Annotated in this window: 16 protein-coding genes; 14 read left to right on the top strand and 2 right to left on the bottom strand. The window is 44.6% G+C overall.

The window, feature by feature from the left end; translation table 11 throughout:
* Positions 1-54: 54 nt before the first annotated feature.
* Positions 55-1260 (top strand): 3-(3-hydroxy-phenyl)propionate transporter MhpT, encoded by a 1206-nt coding sequence (mhpT, locus tag AC3IT7_RS08145; RefSeq protein ID WP_489248095.1) that lies wholly within the window; start codon positions 55-57, stop codon positions 1258-1260.
* Between the two features lie 130 nt (positions 1261-1390).
* Positions 1391-1717 (top strand): hypothetical protein, encoded by a 327-nt coding sequence (locus AC3IT7_RS08140; protein WP_489248094.1) that lies wholly within the window; start codon positions 1391-1393, stop codon positions 1715-1717.
* Between the two features lie 50 nt (positions 1718-1767).
* Here AC3IT7_RS08140 and glnG read toward each other — a convergent pair whose 3' ends face one another.
* The gene (gene glnG / locus AC3IT7_RS08135; RefSeq protein ID WP_489248093.1) at positions 1768-3243 is read right to left on the bottom strand and encodes a nitrogen regulation protein NR(I); all 1476 of its coding nucleotides are present in this window, start codon (positions 3241-3243) and stop codon (positions 1768-1770) included.
* Positions 3230-4339, bottom strand: coding sequence for a nitrogen regulation protein NR(II) (gene glnL, locus AC3IT7_RS08130; RefSeq protein ID WP_489248092.1), 1110 nt, complete (start codon positions 4337-4339; stop codon positions 3230-3232). The genes glnG and glnL overlap by 14 nt, the downstream gene beginning before the upstream one ends.
* Positions 4340-4681: 342 nt before the next feature.
* Between glnL and rimO the strand changes: the two genes are divergently transcribed.
* From rimO to lpxA, 12 genes are all read left to right on the top strand, one after another.
* A complete protein-coding gene (gene rimO / locus AC3IT7_RS08125; RefSeq protein ID WP_475653517.1) occupies positions 4682-6025 on the top strand; it encodes a 30S ribosomal protein S12 methylthiotransferase RimO in 1344 nt (447 codons plus the stop codon).
* Between the two features lie 45 nt (positions 6026-6070).
* Positions 6071-6799: a UMP kinase gene (pyrH, locus tag AC3IT7_RS08120; RefSeq protein WP_004279886.1), complete on the top strand. Its 729-nt coding sequence runs from the start codon at positions 6071-6073 to the stop codon at positions 6797-6799.
* Between the two features lie 80 nt (positions 6800-6879).
* A complete protein-coding gene (gene frr, locus AC3IT7_RS08115; RefSeq protein WP_225552649.1) occupies positions 6880-7434 on the top strand; it encodes a ribosome recycling factor in 555 nt (184 codons plus the stop codon).
* Between the two features lie 7 nt (positions 7435-7441).
* Positions 7442-8194 carry a polyprenyl diphosphate synthase gene (gene uppS / locus AC3IT7_RS08110; RefSeq protein ID WP_225552647.1) on the top strand — a complete coding sequence of 251 codons (753 nt, stop codon included), beginning with the start codon at positions 7442-7444 and terminating at the stop codon, positions 8192-8194.
* Between the two features lie 3 nt (positions 8195-8197).
* The gene (locus AC3IT7_RS08105; RefSeq protein WP_489248091.1) at positions 8198-9022 is read left to right on the top strand and encodes a phosphatidate cytidylyltransferase; all 825 of its coding nucleotides are present in this window, start codon (positions 8198-8200) and stop codon (positions 9020-9022) included.
* On the top strand, positions 9023-10219 hold the full coding sequence (gene ispC, locus AC3IT7_RS08100; RefSeq protein WP_489248090.1) for a 1-deoxy-D-xylulose-5-phosphate reductoisomerase: 1197 nt from the start codon (positions 9023-9025) through the stop codon (positions 10217-10219).
* A gap of 3 nt (positions 10220-10222) precedes the next feature.
* The gene (gene rseP, locus AC3IT7_RS08095) at positions 10223-11578 is read left to right on the top strand and encodes an RIP metalloprotease RseP (protein WP_475653515.1); all 1356 of its coding nucleotides are present in this window, start codon (positions 10223-10225) and stop codon (positions 11576-11578) included.
* A 39-nt stretch (positions 11579-11617) separates the two neighbouring features.
* Positions 11618-14125 (top strand): outer membrane protein assembly factor BamA, encoded by a 2508-nt coding sequence (gene bamA / locus AC3IT7_RS08090; protein ID WP_489248089.1) that lies wholly within the window; start codon positions 11618-11620, stop codon positions 14123-14125.
* A gap of 82 nt (positions 14126-14207) precedes the next feature.
* Entirely contained in the window at positions 14208-14705 is a 498-nt protein-coding gene (locus AC3IT7_RS08085) for an OmpH/Skp family outer membrane protein (protein WP_489248088.1), read from the top strand.
* Positions 14706-14708: 3 nt separating this feature from the next.
* Positions 14709-15779 carry a UDP-3-O-(3-hydroxymyristoyl)glucosamine N-acyltransferase gene (gene lpxD, locus AC3IT7_RS08080; protein ID WP_489248087.1) on the top strand — a complete coding sequence of 357 codons (1071 nt, stop codon included), beginning with the start codon at positions 14709-14711 and terminating at the stop codon, positions 15777-15779.
* A 5-nt stretch (positions 15780-15784) separates the two neighbouring features.
* Positions 15785-16270 carry a 3-hydroxyacyl-ACP dehydratase FabZ gene (gene fabZ, locus AC3IT7_RS08075; RefSeq protein ID WP_489248086.1) on the top strand — a complete coding sequence of 162 codons (486 nt, stop codon included), beginning with the start codon at positions 15785-15787 and terminating at the stop codon, positions 16268-16270.
* The gene (gene lpxA / locus AC3IT7_RS08070) at positions 16267-17055 is read left to right on the top strand and encodes an acyl-ACP--UDP-N-acetylglucosamine O-acyltransferase (protein ID WP_489248085.1); all 789 of its coding nucleotides are present in this window, start codon (positions 16267-16269) and stop codon (positions 17053-17055) included. The genes fabZ and lpxA overlap by 4 nt, the downstream gene beginning before the upstream one ends.
* The last annotated feature ends 47 nt before the right edge of the window (positions 17056-17102 follow it).

The raw sequence follows: 17102 nt of genomic DNA, 5'->3' as shown, positions 1-17102 counted from the left end.
GCAACAAATCGTCAGTTCATCGAGCGATTTGTAAATTTTTGATGGAGATCAATCATGGCGCAGCCACACAGCGGAAAAGTTCAAAAAATATTAACAATATTTTTATGTTTTTGGGTCGCATTTTTTGAAGGTTTTGACCTTCAGGCACCTGGGATTGCAGCAAAAGGAATTGCAGCAAGCTTTGGTTTAGATCAAGTTCAAATGGGCTATGTGTTTAGTCTTGGGGTCTTTGGAATGCTGTTTGGCGCATTCTTTGGCGGACGTATTGCGGATTATCTGGGGCAAAAGAAAGTCCTGATACTCTCCGTGACTGTTTTTGGTCTGTTTATGTCGTTGACTGCAATTGCGCCAAGCGTTGAAGTTTTATACGCAGCACGTTTCTTTACGGGATTGGGGTTGGGGGCTGCAATGCCGACCATGATTTCAGTGGTGGGTGATGAAGCGACAGAAGCCAACCGGGGCAAGTTAAATAGCTTGATGTATTGTGGTCTGCCTGTAGGTGCTATTTTTGTTGCCGGACTGGCCATGTCGTTTCCAGATATTCAATGGCAAACCCTGTTCCTGATTGGGGGACTAACGCCTTTGGCATTGATTCCTTTGATGGCTTTTGTGCTTAAAGATAAGCCTAAAGTGGCGGCCGATGTGCAAGTGTCTGCCGAAGCTGTGCCGGGTATGGTTGAAGTGTTATTCAAGCAACAGCAGTATAAAAATACAGTGCCGCTTTGGGTAGGTTTCTTCTTCACCCTGATGATCAACTATATTTTGATTAGCTGGTTGCCTAATTTGCTGATGGAACAAGGCCTGGAAAGACAGCAGGCTTTTCTGGTGATGCTGGTGTTCCAGGTGGGTGCGGTGATTGGAACCTTAGGTTTGGGGTATTTGTTAGATCGTTTAAAACTATGGCAAATGGCTGTCATTATTTATAGTGGTTTATTTGTTGCGCTGGTATTGTTGTTCACTACCACCTCAATTCCGCTATTAATTTTGGCCGGAGTAATGGGCGGGATCTTCTCTACAGGTGGTCAGTCTATTCTTTATGGCATTTCACCGATTTTTTATTCAGGTGCAGGAAAAGTCACAGGCGTGGGCAGCGCGATTTCTTTGGGGCGTTTAGGTGCCATGACTGGTCCGCTCTTAACTGGGAAAATTCTGGCATTAGGCCTGGGAACCACAGGTATCCTTATGGCAAGTTTGCCAGCTGTCGTGGTGTCGGCAGTCGCAGTAACAGCATTGTCTCGCTATAAAGCAGCGCATAAATAAGCCAATCCTCCATCATCAGATGAAAAAAAGGAATCTCAGGATTCCTTTTTTATTGCTTGATGTTTTATTTAGCGAAGCCCATAGCAGAAATTTGTTAAAATATGGGTATAGCAAACAGATTGATCTTGATATGCCTTACCAACTGATCCAACTCGATATTCAGGCCACCGATAATATTGCCTGCCCGCATTGCCAGCAAAACGTTATAGACTGGAATGAAGAGCAATATGTACAGCCATGTGAGCATACTTTGTTTATTGCCATGGATATTGGCTTTGAATATATGACTGATGAATTCGAGCACAGCATGCCGCGTTCGGTAGATGATCTGCATGCCAATGATGATCAGGTGAATATGCTGGATGAAATCACCCAAGCGACTTATTCAAATTATCTAATCTATAAGTCGGATCTGGGAGCGCAAGGATATTTTCGTTATGTGGGTTTTACTGAATAAACCAGAGTTAATAAAAAAGCGCCCTCAGGCGCTTTTTTATTGTTCAAACATCAGCTTTCAATTTCTTCTTCGACTTCATCGTCAGTGGTGTCCATGCCGAGCTCTTTCAGTTTACGGGTAAGGGTGTTGCGGCCCCAACCCAGCAGTTCTGCGGCATGACGTTTACGGCCACGGGTCTGTTGTAATGCAGCATTGATCAGAGTGCGTTCGAACATCGGAGTGGCAGCATCCAGAAGTTTCATTTCGCCATTTTTGAGCTTTTGCATCGCCCATTGTCCGAGTAATTCATCCCAGTGATGTGGTGCAATCTGGTTCAGGTTTGGAGTGGGCGCGCCCGGATCTTGTTGCTCAATCGGAATCTGTTTTAACTCCGGTGGCAAGTCTTCAGGATAGACTTCACGCCCAGTGATCATTACGGTCAGCCAGCGGCAGGTATTTTCAAGCTGGCGCACATTACCTTGCCAAGGCAGTTTTTGCATGTATTCCTGGGTTTCAGGACGCAGGATTTTTGGATTTACCCCCAATTCTTTGCCGGCACGTGCCAGGAAGTGCTGGGCCAGCATCGGGATGTCTTCACTGCGATGTGCCAGTTTAGGAATATGAATCCGGATTACATTCAGGCGGTGATACAAGTCTTCACGGAAGCGCCCATCATGTACCAGTTTTTCCAGATCTTGATGGGTTGCGGCCACAATACGCACATCGACTTTGACCGGAATATGGCCGCCGACACGATAAAACTCGCCATCGGCCAGAACCCGCAGTAAACGGGTCTGGGTTTCAAAGGGCATATCACCAATTTCATCCAGAAACAGGGTGCCGCCATTGGCCTGTTCGAAACGGCCCTGACGCTGGGTATTGGCACCGGTAAAAGCGCCTTTTTCATGACCAAAGAGTTCAGTCTCGATCAGGTCTTTGGGAATGGCTGCCATATTTAGCGCAATAAAAGGCTTGCTGCTGCGGGGTGAATGACGGTGTAGGGCATGCGCAACCAATTCCTTGCCCGTACCAGATTCACCATTAATCAATACCGTAATGTGCGATTGAGCCAAACGGCCAATGGCACGAAAGACTTCCTGCATCGCCGGTGATTCACCAATAATTTCGGTTGATTGAATCGCGGGTGCAGCTTTGGCAGATTCCTGTTGTTGGAGCTTGGTAATATGCAAAATGGCACGATTCACCAAAGCCAGCGCTTCATCAATATCAAATGGCTTGGGCAGATATTCAAACGCACCAGTCTGATAGCTGGACACGGCAGATTCCAGGTCTGAATGCGCTGTCATAATAATCACAGGCAGGTCGGGATAACTGTGTTTAACCTTGCCCAGGAAGGTGAGACCATCAATACCCGGCATGCGGATATCGGTCAGGATCACATCGGGGGCATCTATATTGAGTTGATCCAGTGCAGATTGTGCTTCTTCAAAACTGGTAACGTCGAGACCTTCTTCTTTAAAGGTTTTTTCTAGTACCCAACGCATGGCACGATCGTCATCAATGACCCATATCTTATTTCGCGACATGATTCGACTCCCAAGGTAAATATAAGCTAAAGATGGTTTTTCCAGCAACAGACTGGCATTCGATCATGCCGTTGTGCTGATGAATAATATTTTGAGCAATACTCAGTCCCAGCCCGGTTCCTTTGGCGCGACTGGTAACCAGTGGATAAAACACAGATTCGATAATGTCTTCCGGGACTCCCGGGCCATTATCTTCAATATCAATACGCACCACAGAGCGGTGAATGACACCATTAATGGTAAAGAGGCGCTGAATCCGGGTTCTTAAAATCAGCTCCGGCTGCTGTTCGACAAAGAACTCTTTATTTTCGGTCATGGCCTGTACGGCATTGGCACACACATTCAGGATGACTTGAATCAGCTGGTCACGATCTGCCCGCACTTCCGGCAAGGACAGGTCATAATCACGGATAATTTTAATTTTCTTTTTGGTTTGATTGACAATGAGTGAGCGCACCCGTTCTAGTGGTTCATGTACATTGACCAGCTCATAGCTTGGCAGTTGCCGTGAACCGAGCATGGTGTCGGCCAGATTTCGAAGTCGATCGACTTCACTGATAATAATGTCGGTAAATTCCTTATACTGCGGATCGTTCAGGCTGCGGGCCAGTAACTGGGTGGCTCCGCGAATTCCACCGAGCGGATTTTTGATTTCATGAGCGACGCCACGAATCAGCTGGCGAGCCACTTGATGCTGCTGGATCAGGTTCTCTTCACGCGAGATTTTGAGCATGCGGTCGCGAGGATTGAGTTCGATCAGCAATAGTGGGTGATAAGGTTTGCCTAAATTCAGTTGGGAAACCGTGTAATCGACATGAATATCCTTAAAATTGACAATCAGCGTGGCTTCACGGCGGGTATAGGGCTGGCCTGTCGTTAAGGTATTGTTCAGCGCTTCTTCAGTATTAAACTCATCGCTCGGATGTTGCAGAAGGCCGAGTGCCGGACTGCCACTGGCGCGAAATAAGCTCACATCAAATAAGGCTTCGCAGGCAGAATTCAGATAATAAATATTAAGATCGCGGTCTACCAATAAGATACACGTGGTCATATTGTCCACTAAAACACGATAGTCGATCGGAATTGACTGATCCATTCGCGGGTTTTTTCCTGTATTAAAATGGCGCAATGGCATCTTCATAAAGCAATTTAATCAATTTTAAGTTCTGCTTTGATGCAAGATGCACGCCAACTTTGATTACTGCACTTTATTTATTGCAATGAAATGCGCAAGATGTGGCAGAGTGACACAATTCATTTCAGGTATAGCGGATTAAATAGCAGCTGTAAACCAAAAATGTTCTATTTTGGTGCGTGTACAAATATGTTGAATATTTTATGGCATTATTTTGGTGCGCAATGCAAAGAGTCAGGTTTTCAACTATTTTTATGAAGCGAAAAGACATACAATACGCGCATTCTAGTAGAGCGAAAATTCATGAAGTCCCCCAAAGTCGGTTTTGTATCTTTAGGTTGTCCTAAGGCATTGGTAGATTCTGAACGTATTTTAACCCAGTTAAAGACTGAGGGTTATGACGTCGCTTCGGATTATGACGGTGCTGATTTAGTAGTAGTAAATACCTGTGGATTCATTGAATCTGCAGTGCAAGAATCGCTAGACGCGATTGGTGAGGCGATGAGTGCGAATGGTCGCGTCATCGTAACAGGCTGTCTAGGTAAAGACGAAGACAAGATCCGCCAGATGCATCCGAATGTCCTGAAAGTGACAGGTGCAGCGGCATATAAAGACGTTATGGATGCGGTTCATCAATACGTGCCTGAACCGCCAAAACACAATCCATTTATTGATCTGGTTCCAGAGCAGGGTATCCGCCTGACACCAAAACACTATGCTTATCTGAAAATATCGGAAGGCTGCAACCACCGTTGTACCTTCTGTATTATCCCAAGCATGCGTGGTGATCTGGTTTCACGTCCAGTCGGTTCTGTGCTTGAAGAAGCTGCAGCGCTGAAACGTGCCGGTGTCAAAGAAGTACTCGTGATCTCCCAGGATACTTCTGCTTATGGCCTGGACACCAAATACAAGCTGGATTTCTGGAACGGCCAGCCGGTAAAAACCAAATTCTATGACATGTGTGAAGCACTTGGTCAATTGGGAATCTGGGTGCGTTTGCATTATGTTTATCCATATCCGCATGTCGATGCAGTCATCGACCTGATGGCTCAAGGCAAAATCCTGCCTTATCTGGATATTCCATTCCAGCACGCGAGTCCAAGAATCCTCAAGCTGATGAAACGTCCTGCGCACAGTGAAAATACACTGGAGCGTTTGAAAATCTGGCGTGAGAAATGTCCTGATCTGGTGCTACGTTCAACATTTGTGGTGGGCTTCCCGGGTGAAACCGAAGAAGACTTTCAGATGCTACTCGATTGGCTGAAACAGGCTCAATTGGATCGCGTCGGTTGCTTTACCTATTCACCGGTTGAAGGTGCGACAGCAAATGACTTGCCAGATCACGTTCCTGAAGAAATTAAACAAGAGCGTTATGAGCGTTTCATGCAGGTTCAGCAAGAAATCTCGGCAGCCAAACTCCAAAAACGTATCGGTCAGACCATGACGGTACTGGTTGATGACCTGGAAGAAGAATTCCCGGTGGCGGTTGCGCGTTCTTATGCAGATGCACCTGAAATTGATGGCAATGTTTTTGTTGAAGATATTGATAAAAGCGTCATTAAGGCAGGGGATTTGCTTGAAGTCGAGATTACCGATGCAGACGAATACGATCTGTATGCAAAACTCGTTTCAATCAAATCTGCTTAAGATTTTGAATTAAAGAATTTAAATTGAATACTTTGGAGTTTGATGATGTTGGATTCTAAAAAGCCACGCTTTGGCCGCATCCTGTTAAAGCTTTCTGGTGAAGCACTGGCAGGCAATAAGGATATGGGGATCGATGCACAAGTGCTCGACCAGATGTCACTTTCTATTGCGCACCTGGTAGGTTTAGGCGTACAAGTAGGTATTGTTGTCGGTGGTGGTAACCTGTACCGCGGTAGCCAGCTACAAAAAGATGGTCTGGTTGGCCGTGTAACTGGCGACCAGATGGGTATGCTGGCTACAGTTATGAACGGTCTGGCATTACGCGATGCATTGGTACGCCGTAATATCAAAACCCGTTTAATGTCTGCCTTGCCAATTGGTGCTGTGGTTGAGTCTTATTCAAGCCGTGATGCGATCCGTCACCTGACTCAGGGTGAAGTCTGCGTATTCGTTGCCGGTACGGGTAATCCGTTCTTTACCACAGATACTGCTGCCTGTTTACGTGGTATCGAAATCGAATCGGACCTGATCTTGAAAGCGACCAAAGTTGATGGCGTATATAACAAAGATCCAAGCAAATATGACGATGCGGTTAAATATGACACCTTGACTTTTGATCAGGTGCTTGATGAAAAGCTGGGTGTGATGGACTTAACAGCAATCTGTTTATGCCGTGACCACAATGTGCCGCTACAAGTATTCGACATGAATAAATCTGGCGCATTGCTTTCCGTTGTGATGGGTGAAAAAGAAGGGACTCACGTTACCAATTAATGACGTGAGCACCAAAGCACTTTATACTACACGCTAATTTAGTAATAACCTCTTTTCAAGAATTAAGTAAGGAAGATCATATGATTAACGATCTTAAAAAAGACAGCGAAGACCGTATGAACAAAACTCTAGAGTCTCTAGAGCATGGTTTTGCCAAGGTTCGTACCGGTCGTGCGCATCCATCAATCTTAAATAACGTGATGGTTTCTTACTATGGTTCAGACGTTCCATTGAACCAGGTGGCGAACGTGGGTGTAGAAGATTCACGCACCTTATTGATTCAGCCTTTTGAACGTTCAATGGTTTCTGCAATTGATAAAGCGATTCGTGAGTCTGACTTGGGTCTGAATCCAATTACAGCAGATGCGATTCGCGTACCAATGGCTGCTTTGACTGAAGAAACACGTCGTGACATGCAAAAAGTTGCGCGTAATGAAGCAGAGAATGCCAAAGTGGCGATCCGTAACATTCGCCGTGATGTCTTGGGTGATATCAAGGCCTTGCTGAAAGAAAAAGAAATTTCTGAAGATGAAGAGCGTCGTGCTTCTGATGATATTCAGAAAATCACCGATAAATTTGTTGCTGAAGTTGACAAACGCTTGGCTGCGAAAGAAGCTGAATTGATGAAGGTCTAATTCATCGATGACCGCTGCTGAAGAAACTCCCTGTCTTCCGAAACATGTTGCCATCATTATGGATGGCAACAATCGTTTTGCCAAAAAAAATCAGATGCAGAAAGGTGATGGACACCGTGAAGGAAAAACGGTTCTGGATCCGATCGTGGAACACTGTAAAAAAAGAAATATCCAGGCTTTAACTGTATTTGCCTTTTCTAGTGAAAACTGGAATCGTCCGCAGTTTGAAGTTGAATTGCTTATGAAACTCCTGGTTGACACCATTCATGAGCAACTTCCCCGCATGGAAAAATTCAATATTGCCTTGCGTTTTATTGGTGATCGTAGCCGTTTGTCCACCGAATTGCAGGCACTGATGTTGCAAGCTGAACAAAGGACTGCTAATTTCACTAGTATGACACTGACCATTGCAATCAGTTATGGTGGTATGTGGGATATGGCACAAGCTGCAAAGCAGATTGCCAGCGATGTTTTAACAAATAAATTAGATCTTGATGCAATTAACACTGATGTGTTTGGCCAATATGTCAGTCTTGGTGATTTACCTGCAGTTGACCTGCTGATTCGTACTGGTGGAGATTTCCGCCTGTCGAATTTTCTGTTGTGGCAGGCTGCTTATGCAGAACTATATTTTACCGAGACCTTGTGGCCAGAATTTACCATTGAAGAACTCGATGATGCATTTGCCGTATTTGGCGGGCGTGAGCGTCGTTTTGGTAAAACATCGGAACAGATTCATCAGGAAAAACTTGAGAATTAATACATGTTTGAGCGGATTATAACCGCATTGGTGCTGGTTGCAGTCGTACTGAGTTGTATGTTTGCGACCGAATCACATTATCCAATGTTTGTATTGATGGTTCTTGCTGCTGGGGTTGCGGGTTATGAGTGGTTTAAACTCATGCCAAGAAAATGTAAAAACGTGATCAAGCCTGTTGCATGGGGATACGGGCTGCTCACAGCAGCGCTATCTGCACTGGCATTGTATTATGACGAGGTCGCTTTACTGTTATGGGTGGCCTCTATTATTACCTGGTTACTCAGTATTTACTGGGTCAAGTCCTATCCTGAGTATGATGGCTGGTACAATGCAAGCCTGCACGGCATTGGTGTGGTACTGGTGTCTGCTGCGGTTACCGCAATTTTCTCGGTGTGGTTAAGTTCACCCTGGTGGTTGATGTACCTGTTTTTACTGGTATGGGGTGCAGACAGTGGTGCCTATTTTGTCGGCCGTAAATTCGGCAAGAAAAAGCTGGCACCCAACGTCAGTCCGAATAAATCTGTAGAAGGGCTGTATGGCGGTATCGTTACCTCAATGTTAATTGTGGTTGCCGTCACCTCGCTGTATCTGGATATGACCTGGCCTGAGCTGGTGCTGTTCCTGTTTTTATCGGTGATGACAGTATTCAGTTCAGTACTGGGCGATCTGTTTGAATCGATGATCAAACGTCGTGCCGGGATCAAGGACTCGGGTCGCATTTTGCCGGGACATGGTGGGGTGCTGGATCGGATCGATTCTTTACTGGCTGCAGCTCCTGTTTTTGCTGCAGGTATGGCTGTTCTAAAACTTATTGGTGTAGATTTATAAATGTCACAAGCGGTTTGTATACTGGGTGCTACAGGTTCTATTGGTCAAAGTACTTTAAAAATCCTGCAGCGACATCCTGAAGCGTACTCGGTTTTTGCTGTAACCGCGCAAAGTCGTCTTGCTGAGCTGGTCGAAATCTGCCAGCAATATCATCCCAAAGTGGCAGTCGTACCTGCTGCAAAAGTAGACGAGCTTTCGAAACTACTGCAGCAGCATGATTTAGCCGACATTGAAATTCTGCAGGATGAAGCGGGTTTAATTGCCGTGGCTGAACATGCAGATGTCGATATTGTCATGGCCGCTATTGTGGGTGCAGCAGGCTTGTTGCCAACGCTGGCAGCAGTGAAAGCAGGTAAGCGGGTTTTGCTGGCCAATAAAGAGGCGCTGGTGATGTCAGGCGATATCATGATGCAGGCAGCGCGCGATCATGGTGCCTTGTTGCTTCCTGTTGATTCTGAACACAATGCGATTTTTCAGTGTTTGCCGCAGCATTATTTTGAAGCAGAACGTCATGGCCAGCCGAAACTGGGGGTGTCGCAGATTTTATTGACGGCTTCAGGCGGCCCATTTCTCAATCACAGCATGCAGCAACTTGCAGATGTGACGCCGGCACAGGCCTGCAAGCATCCCAACTGGTCAATGGGCCAGAAAATTTCAGTCGATTCTGCAACCTTAATGAATAAAGGCCTGGAACTGATTGAAGCCTGTCATTTATTTGCAGTTCAAGAACAATTTGTTACAGTCGTTGTGCATCCACAGAGTATTATTCACTCCATGGTGCAATATGTAGATGGTTCGACTTTGGCACAAATGGGTAATCCGGATATGGGCACGCCTATTGCACATGCATTGGCATGGCCTGAGCGAATCAGTACGCATGTACCGCCCTTAGATCTGTTTATGCATTCACAACTGAATTTTCAGGAACCGGATATGATCCGTTTTCCTGCATTAAAGTTGGCGCGTCAGGCAATGCAGAATGGCGGAATTGCACCGACGATTTTAAATGCGGCCAATGAAATTGCAGTAGCGGCATTTTTAAATCAGCAGATCAGATTTACCCAAATCCCTCAGGTGGTTGAGCAGGTCCTGAATCAGATGGACAATCAGCCGGCAAATGATCTGGAGACTATTTTGCATGCAGATCGAACAGCACGAGGTTTATCACAGCAGTATGTTGTGAATAAAGGAAGTTAAGACATGAACGCCTTGTTTATTATTGCAGCCGCAATCCTGTTACTCGGTCCCTTAATTGCGATTCACGAGTTTGGTCACTATATTGTGGCGCGGAAACTGGGCGTAAAAGTACTGGTCTATTCCATTGGTTTTGGACCAACGCTGTTAAAGTGGACTTCAAAAAAATCTGGTATTCAATATCAGCTATCTGCCTTACCCTTAGGTGGTTATGTCAAAATGCTGGATGAGCGTGAAGGCAATGTTGCTGAAGAAGACTTGCCCAAAGCATTTAACCGTCAGCATCCCTGGAAACGGATTGCCATTGTGGCAGCGGGTCCACTCATCAACCTCATCCTTGCAGTGCTCTTGTTCTGGGTGCTTTTTTTACCTGCCCAGGAACAGCTGAATACCCGTGTGGGTAAAGTTTTGCCAAATACACCTGCTGCAACAGTACAGATGCAGCCGGGCGACAAAATTGTTGCTGTGGATGGCACTCAGGTAGAGACCTGGGAAAAACTCAGTTATGCCTTGGTGGATCGTGTGGGTGAGACTGGCATAGTGTCGATCCAGGCCGAACGTGCCGGGGAAAACAAGCTGTTCCAGTTGCCAATACAGGACTATTTAAAAGATCAGAGTCAGTCGCCACTCGAGAGTTTGGGCTTCTTGCCTTATCGGCCAGAAATTCCAGCCGTGGTAAGCAAGCTGAGTGAAGATGGGGCAGCCATCCGTCAGGGTTTGAAAGCGGGTGACAAGATTCTGGCCATCGATGGCGTGCAGATGAAAGACTGGTTTGATGTGGTACAAGTCGTACAGGCCTCACCAGAAAAATTATTGAAGATGGATGTATTGCGTGACAATCAGCGGGTTCAGCTTGAAGTGATGCCGCAGGGTAAGCGTGACAATATGGGTAATGTCACGGGTATGCTGGGGGTGCAAAGTGATCCGGGTAAAATCACCATTCCGGCAGAATATAAGCAGACCATTCACTACAATCCAGCCGAAGCACTGGTGATGGCCTTTGATAAAACTGCACACTTATCTTCGATGATTTTGAATTCAATCGTTAAAATGGTGCGTGGCATGATTGGACTGGATAATTTATCTGGCCCGATCACCATTGCCAAAGTGGCCGGACAAAGCGCAGAAATGGGCTGGGAAACTTTTATTTCCTTTATGGCGCTAATGAGTGTAAGTTTAGGAATATTAAATCTACTGCCGATTCCGATGCTTGATGGTGGACATCTGGTTTACTATTTTGTTGAATTAATTCGTGGTAAACCTGTTTCCGAACAAATACAATTGGTTGGACTAAAAATTGGTATGGTACTGCTCGGCAGTATGATGCTTCTGGCATTATTTAATGATTTTATGCGTTTATAACAACGTAAATGGAATAAATTAACAGCGGAAAAGACTGGCATGCAGCACACACATTTATTTATGCCTCTGGCACTCGTTAGTGCAATGGCAGTAGCACAACAAGTATATGCGGCAGATGAATTCATTGTACAAGATATAAAATTTGATGGATTAGTACGTTTAACTCCTGAGAATGTGTATGGCCTCGTGCCAATTAACAGTGGTGATCGGGTCAATGATCCGGTCATTGCTAATGCCATTCGCAGCTTGTATGCATCAGGATTATTTGATGACATCAAAGCTGTTCAGCAAGGCAATACGCTGGTTTTTCAGGTGGTGGAACGTCCGGTCATTTCGAAAATCGAACTGAAAGGCAACAAGCTGATTCCAAAGGAAGCACTTGAAGACGGTCTGAAGAAAATGGGTCTGGCTGAAGGTGAAGTGCTGAAAAAATCTGCTTTGCAGACAGTTGAAACCGAGCTGGAACAGCAATACATGCAGCAAGGTCGCTATGATGCAGATGTGACGGTGACGACGACAGCACGACCGAATAACCGGGTTGAGCTGCTGATTGATTTTATTGAAGGTAAAGCTGCTAAAGTTTTTGATATCAATATTATTGGTAATACTGTTTTTAAAGAATCAGATATCAAGCAGGCATTTGCTGTTAAAGAAAGTAGCTGGAATTCAGTGATTTCACGTAATGACCGTTATGCACGTGAAAAAATGGCAGCAAGTCTTGAAGCTTTACGTGCCATGTATCTGAACAAAGGTTATATCAACTTTAATATTACCAATTCCAGTCTGAACCTGAGTGAAGATAAAAAGAATGTCTTTATTGAAGTTTCTGTAGATGAAGGCGAGCAGTTTAAATTTGGTCAAACCAAATATTTAGGTGATGCACTTTATCAAACTGAAGAGTTGCAGGCCTTACAGTTATTTAAACAGGGCGAAACTTATTCTCAGGAAAAAGTAAACGCGGTTAAGCAACTATTGCAGCGTAAGTATGGTAATGCCGGTTACTACTATGCAGAAGTGAATGTTGTTCCTCAAATTAATAATGAAACCAAGCTGGTGGATTTAAATTATTATATTAATCCAGGTCAGCAAGTTACAGTACGACGTATTAATTTTACCGGTAATACCAAAACTGGCGATGAAGTATTACGTCGTGAAATGCGCCAGATGGAAGGTGCGCTTGCCAGTAATGAAAAGATTGATCTGTCCAAAGTCCGTCTGGAACGTACCGGTTTCTTTAAAACAGTTGATATCAAACCTGCACGTATTCCGGGTGCACCCGATCAGGTGGATCTAAATGTTGCCGTTGAAGAGCAGCATTCGGGTACCAGTACTCTGGCTGTCGGTTTTTCGCAAAGTGGTGGTGTGACCTTCCAGGCAGGTTTAAGTCAAACCAACTTCCTGGGAACCGGTAATAGCGTATCGATCGACCTGTCACGTTCTGAAACCCAAGATTACTATAACCTGAGTGTGATGGACCCGTACTTCACCATTGATGGTGTACGTCGCGGTTATAACATGTATTACCGCAAGACCAAGCTAGACGATGACTATAACGTCAACAACTACGTGACGGACAGTTTTGGTGGTGGGATTAACTTTGGTTATCCAATTGATGAAAACCAGAGTGTTAGCCTAGGCCTGAATATTGACCAGACAGAAGTAACGACTGGGCCTTATGTTTCTACTTATGTTCGTGATTATTTATTGGCGAATGGTGGTAAGGAAACAGGAAGTCCAGGTAGATACTGTCCAGATGGATTATTGAATGCTCAAGAAGGAACTTGTGGTCCAAATAATGAAAGTTGGGTCTCTTTTCCGGATGAGTTCCAAGGAGAGTTTTTAACTTATAACTTGAACTTGGGCTGGTCGTATAACACCCTAAACCGTCCAATGTTCCCGACTACGGGGATGTCACATCGTGTCAATGCTGAAATTGCGTTGCCAGGTAGTGATGTTGAATATCAAAAACTCACCTATGATGCTCAAGCATTTTTCCCGTTAGGCAAAGACTTTGTTCTGCGTGGTTATGGTAAGTTGGGCTATGGTAATGACCTGCCATTCTATAAGAATTTTTATGCCGGTGGTTTTGGTTCGGTGCGTGGTTATGAAAACAGTACACTTGGGCCAAGATACCCAGGGGTAACGTATAGCGAATCACGTGTCCGGGATAATGATCCAGAAGAAGTGGGTGGTAATGCATTGGTTCAGTTTGGTACTGAGCTAGTACTGCCTGTACCATTTAAAGGTGATTGGGCACGTCAGGTTCGTCCGGTCATCTTTGCAGAAGGTGCGCAAGTTTTTGATACCAACTGTGATGTGCCGCGTGGAAATTTATATCTTGATCCACAAAATACTGATGTAGATGCAAAACAATACTGTAAAGATAACTTCGGTTTCGATGCAGGCAATATGCGTTATAGCGTTGGTGCCGGTTTCACCTGGATTACCATGATTGGACCATTATCTCTGAGCTATGCTTATCCGTTGAATAAGAAAGACGGTGATGAGACCAAAAATATCCAGTTCGAAATCGGACGTACTTTCTAAGATTATGATCTGATCTTGAATATAGATTTTGCTCATGAAGCCTAAAAGCTTTATGGGCAAATTTTTTTGAATGAGTAAGAATATGAAAAAAATAATCATGGCCATGAGCCTGGCTTTGGCAAGTGTTGCACCTTTGACTCAAGCAGCCGGTATTGGGGTAATCGACTTGGAACGTGTAGTCGAAGGCAGTACTTATCTGAAACAGCAAAACACCGCATTTCAGCAAAAGATTCAGCCACAGACCACCAAGATTGAACAACTCAGCAAAGAGCTGGAAGCTTTGCAGCAACGCGCTCAATCTAATACTAAGCTAAGCGATGCTGACAAGCAGAAAATGTCTGCACAATATCAAGCCAAGTTTCAGGAATTGAATCAGTTGCAGCAATCTGTGCAGAGCAATGTTCAAACTTCGATTCAGCAGATTCGTACTGTATTTGATGCGCGTGTAAAGCAAATGGCGGAACAATTGCGTAAAGAAAATAACCTGGATGTGGTTTTAAATAAAAATTCAGCACTTGCTTATGACGCTAAATATGATTTAACTGATAAAATGATTCAAAAGGTTAATGTAATTAAATAATCAATGAATCATCAACAGCTGCAGTTAGCTGACCTCGCTCGCCTGGTTCAAGGCGAGTGTGTGGGTCAGACAGATTTACGTTTGAGCGCTTTGGCCAGTCTTGAGCATGCAACATCGCGAGATTTGGCATTTGTCAACGCAGACAAATATGTAGCACAGGCCCGGCAAAGTCAGGCAGGTGCTTTAATCGTCACGGCTGAACTGAAACAGCAATTGAATTCGCATCAGAACTTTATTGTGGTTGCAAATCCTTATCTGGCTTTTGCGATCCTGACGCATGTGTTTGAGAAAAAGCAGAGTCAGCGTGGCATCGAAAGTACCGCTCAAATCCATCCTTCAGCAATAATCGCCGATGATGCCTATATTGGTCATTATGTGGTGATTGGCGAGCATTGTGTTGTGGGTGCCAATACGATTGTTCAAGCACATGTACAGATCGATGATGATGTCGAAATCGGTCAGGATTGCTTTATCGATGCGCATGTGACTCTCACCGGTGCAACAAAAATTGGCAATCGGGTTCGTATTCATGCCAATACCGTCATTGGCAGTGAAGGGTTTGGTTTTGCGCCTTATCAAGGGAAATGGCACCGTATCGCCCAGCTAGGCTCTGTACGTATTGCCGATGATGTCCGTATCGGATCCAACTGTAGTGTAGACCGCGGTGCACTGGACGATACAATTTTGGAACAAGGTGTGATTATTGATAACCTTGTGCAAATCGCGCATAACGTTAAAATTGGTGCTCATACCGCGATTGCTGCAAAAACTGCGGTTGCAGGAAGTGTTTCAATTGGCAAAAACTGTATCATTGGTGGTGGTACCGCAATTTCTGGACACTTAAATATTGCCGATAATGTGACTTTGACCGGAATGTCAATGGTCACAAATAATATTTCTGAAGCTGGAAAATATTCATCGGGTATCGGTTTGTTTGAAAATCAGAAATGGAAACGTACTGTGGTTCGCCTCAGACAATTAGCAGATGTGCCATTGACCCAAGTGATCAAACGACTAGATCATATGCAATCTCAAATTGAGTCCATTGAATCAACATTTAAGTTGCGTAAATAATTATGATGACAGAGTCGAATTTGCCTACATCCACGAAACCTGAATTGCCAATGAATATTCAAAAGATTCGTGAATATTTGCCCCATCGTTATCCATTTTTATTGGTTGATCGCGTGGTCGAGATTACCGAAAATGGTATTGTTGGTTATAAAAACGTCTCAATTAATGAAGAGTTTTTACAAGGCCATTTTCCGAATTATCCAATTATGCCGGGTGTGCTGATTGTCGAAGCGCTGGCACAAATCTCGGGAATTCTGGGTTTTGTGATGAATAATGAAACGCCAAGTGCGGGTTCATTGTTCCTGTTTGCCGGTGCAGAGAAGGTTAGATTTAAAAAACAGGTGGTTGCGGGCGATCAATTGGTGTTAAAAGCTGAATTAGTGATGCAAAAGCGCGGCATTTACAAATATAATTGTATTGCCACAGTAGATGGCGTCGTCGCAACAACCGCGGAAATTATGGTTTCGCATCAAAAAGTCGAGCAGGCATGAGCAATAATCCCCTTATTCATCCAACTGCCATTATTGACGCATCAGCAGTCCTTGCTGCTGATGTAGAAATTGGCCCATATTGTATTATTGGGCCAAATGTCACTATTGGTGCGGGTAGCAAACTTCATTCACATGTAGTGGTGGGTGGCTATACGCGTATAGGTGAATATAATGAAATTTTCCAGTTCGCCAGTGTAGGCGAGGTTTGTCAGGATCTTAAATACGCGGGTGAAGAAACCTGGCTTGAGATTGGTGATCACAACAAGATCCGTGAGCATTGTAGTTTGCATCGTGGTACCGTTCAGGACCATGGTTTAACCAAGATTGGCAGTCATAACCTGCTGATGGTGAATACGCATATTGCACATGATTGCATGGTCGGTGATCATAATATCTTTGCCAATAATGTCGGTGTGGCTGGACATGTTCATGTCGGGGATTATGTGGTTATTGGTGGAAACTCCGGGATTCACCAGTTCTGTAAAATCGATTCCTTTAGTATGGTCGGTGGTGCATCGCTGATTCTTAAAGATGTTCCAGCTTATGTCATGGTGTCTGGCAATCCGGCACATGCATTTGCCATGAATGTCGAAGGGATGCGTCGTAAGGGCTGGTCTAAGGTCGTAATTGACGGTTTACGTAATGCCTTTAAGCTGATTTATAAATCAGGCTTAACCACTCAGGAAGCGATCGAGCAGATCCGTCAGGATATTCTGCCGGAAGTTGCCGAAGCACAGCGTTTGATTGATTCTCTTGAACAATCCAAGCGTGGCATTGTGCGCTAAAAATATTTTAAGCAAAAAAAAGACACCTTCGCGGTGTCTTTTTTATT

Source organism: Acinetobacter sp. KH_038 (assembly GCF_057839405.1).
Note: the sequence above shows the minus strand (reverse complement) of the source record. Positions and strands in the feature narration are given on the sequence as shown.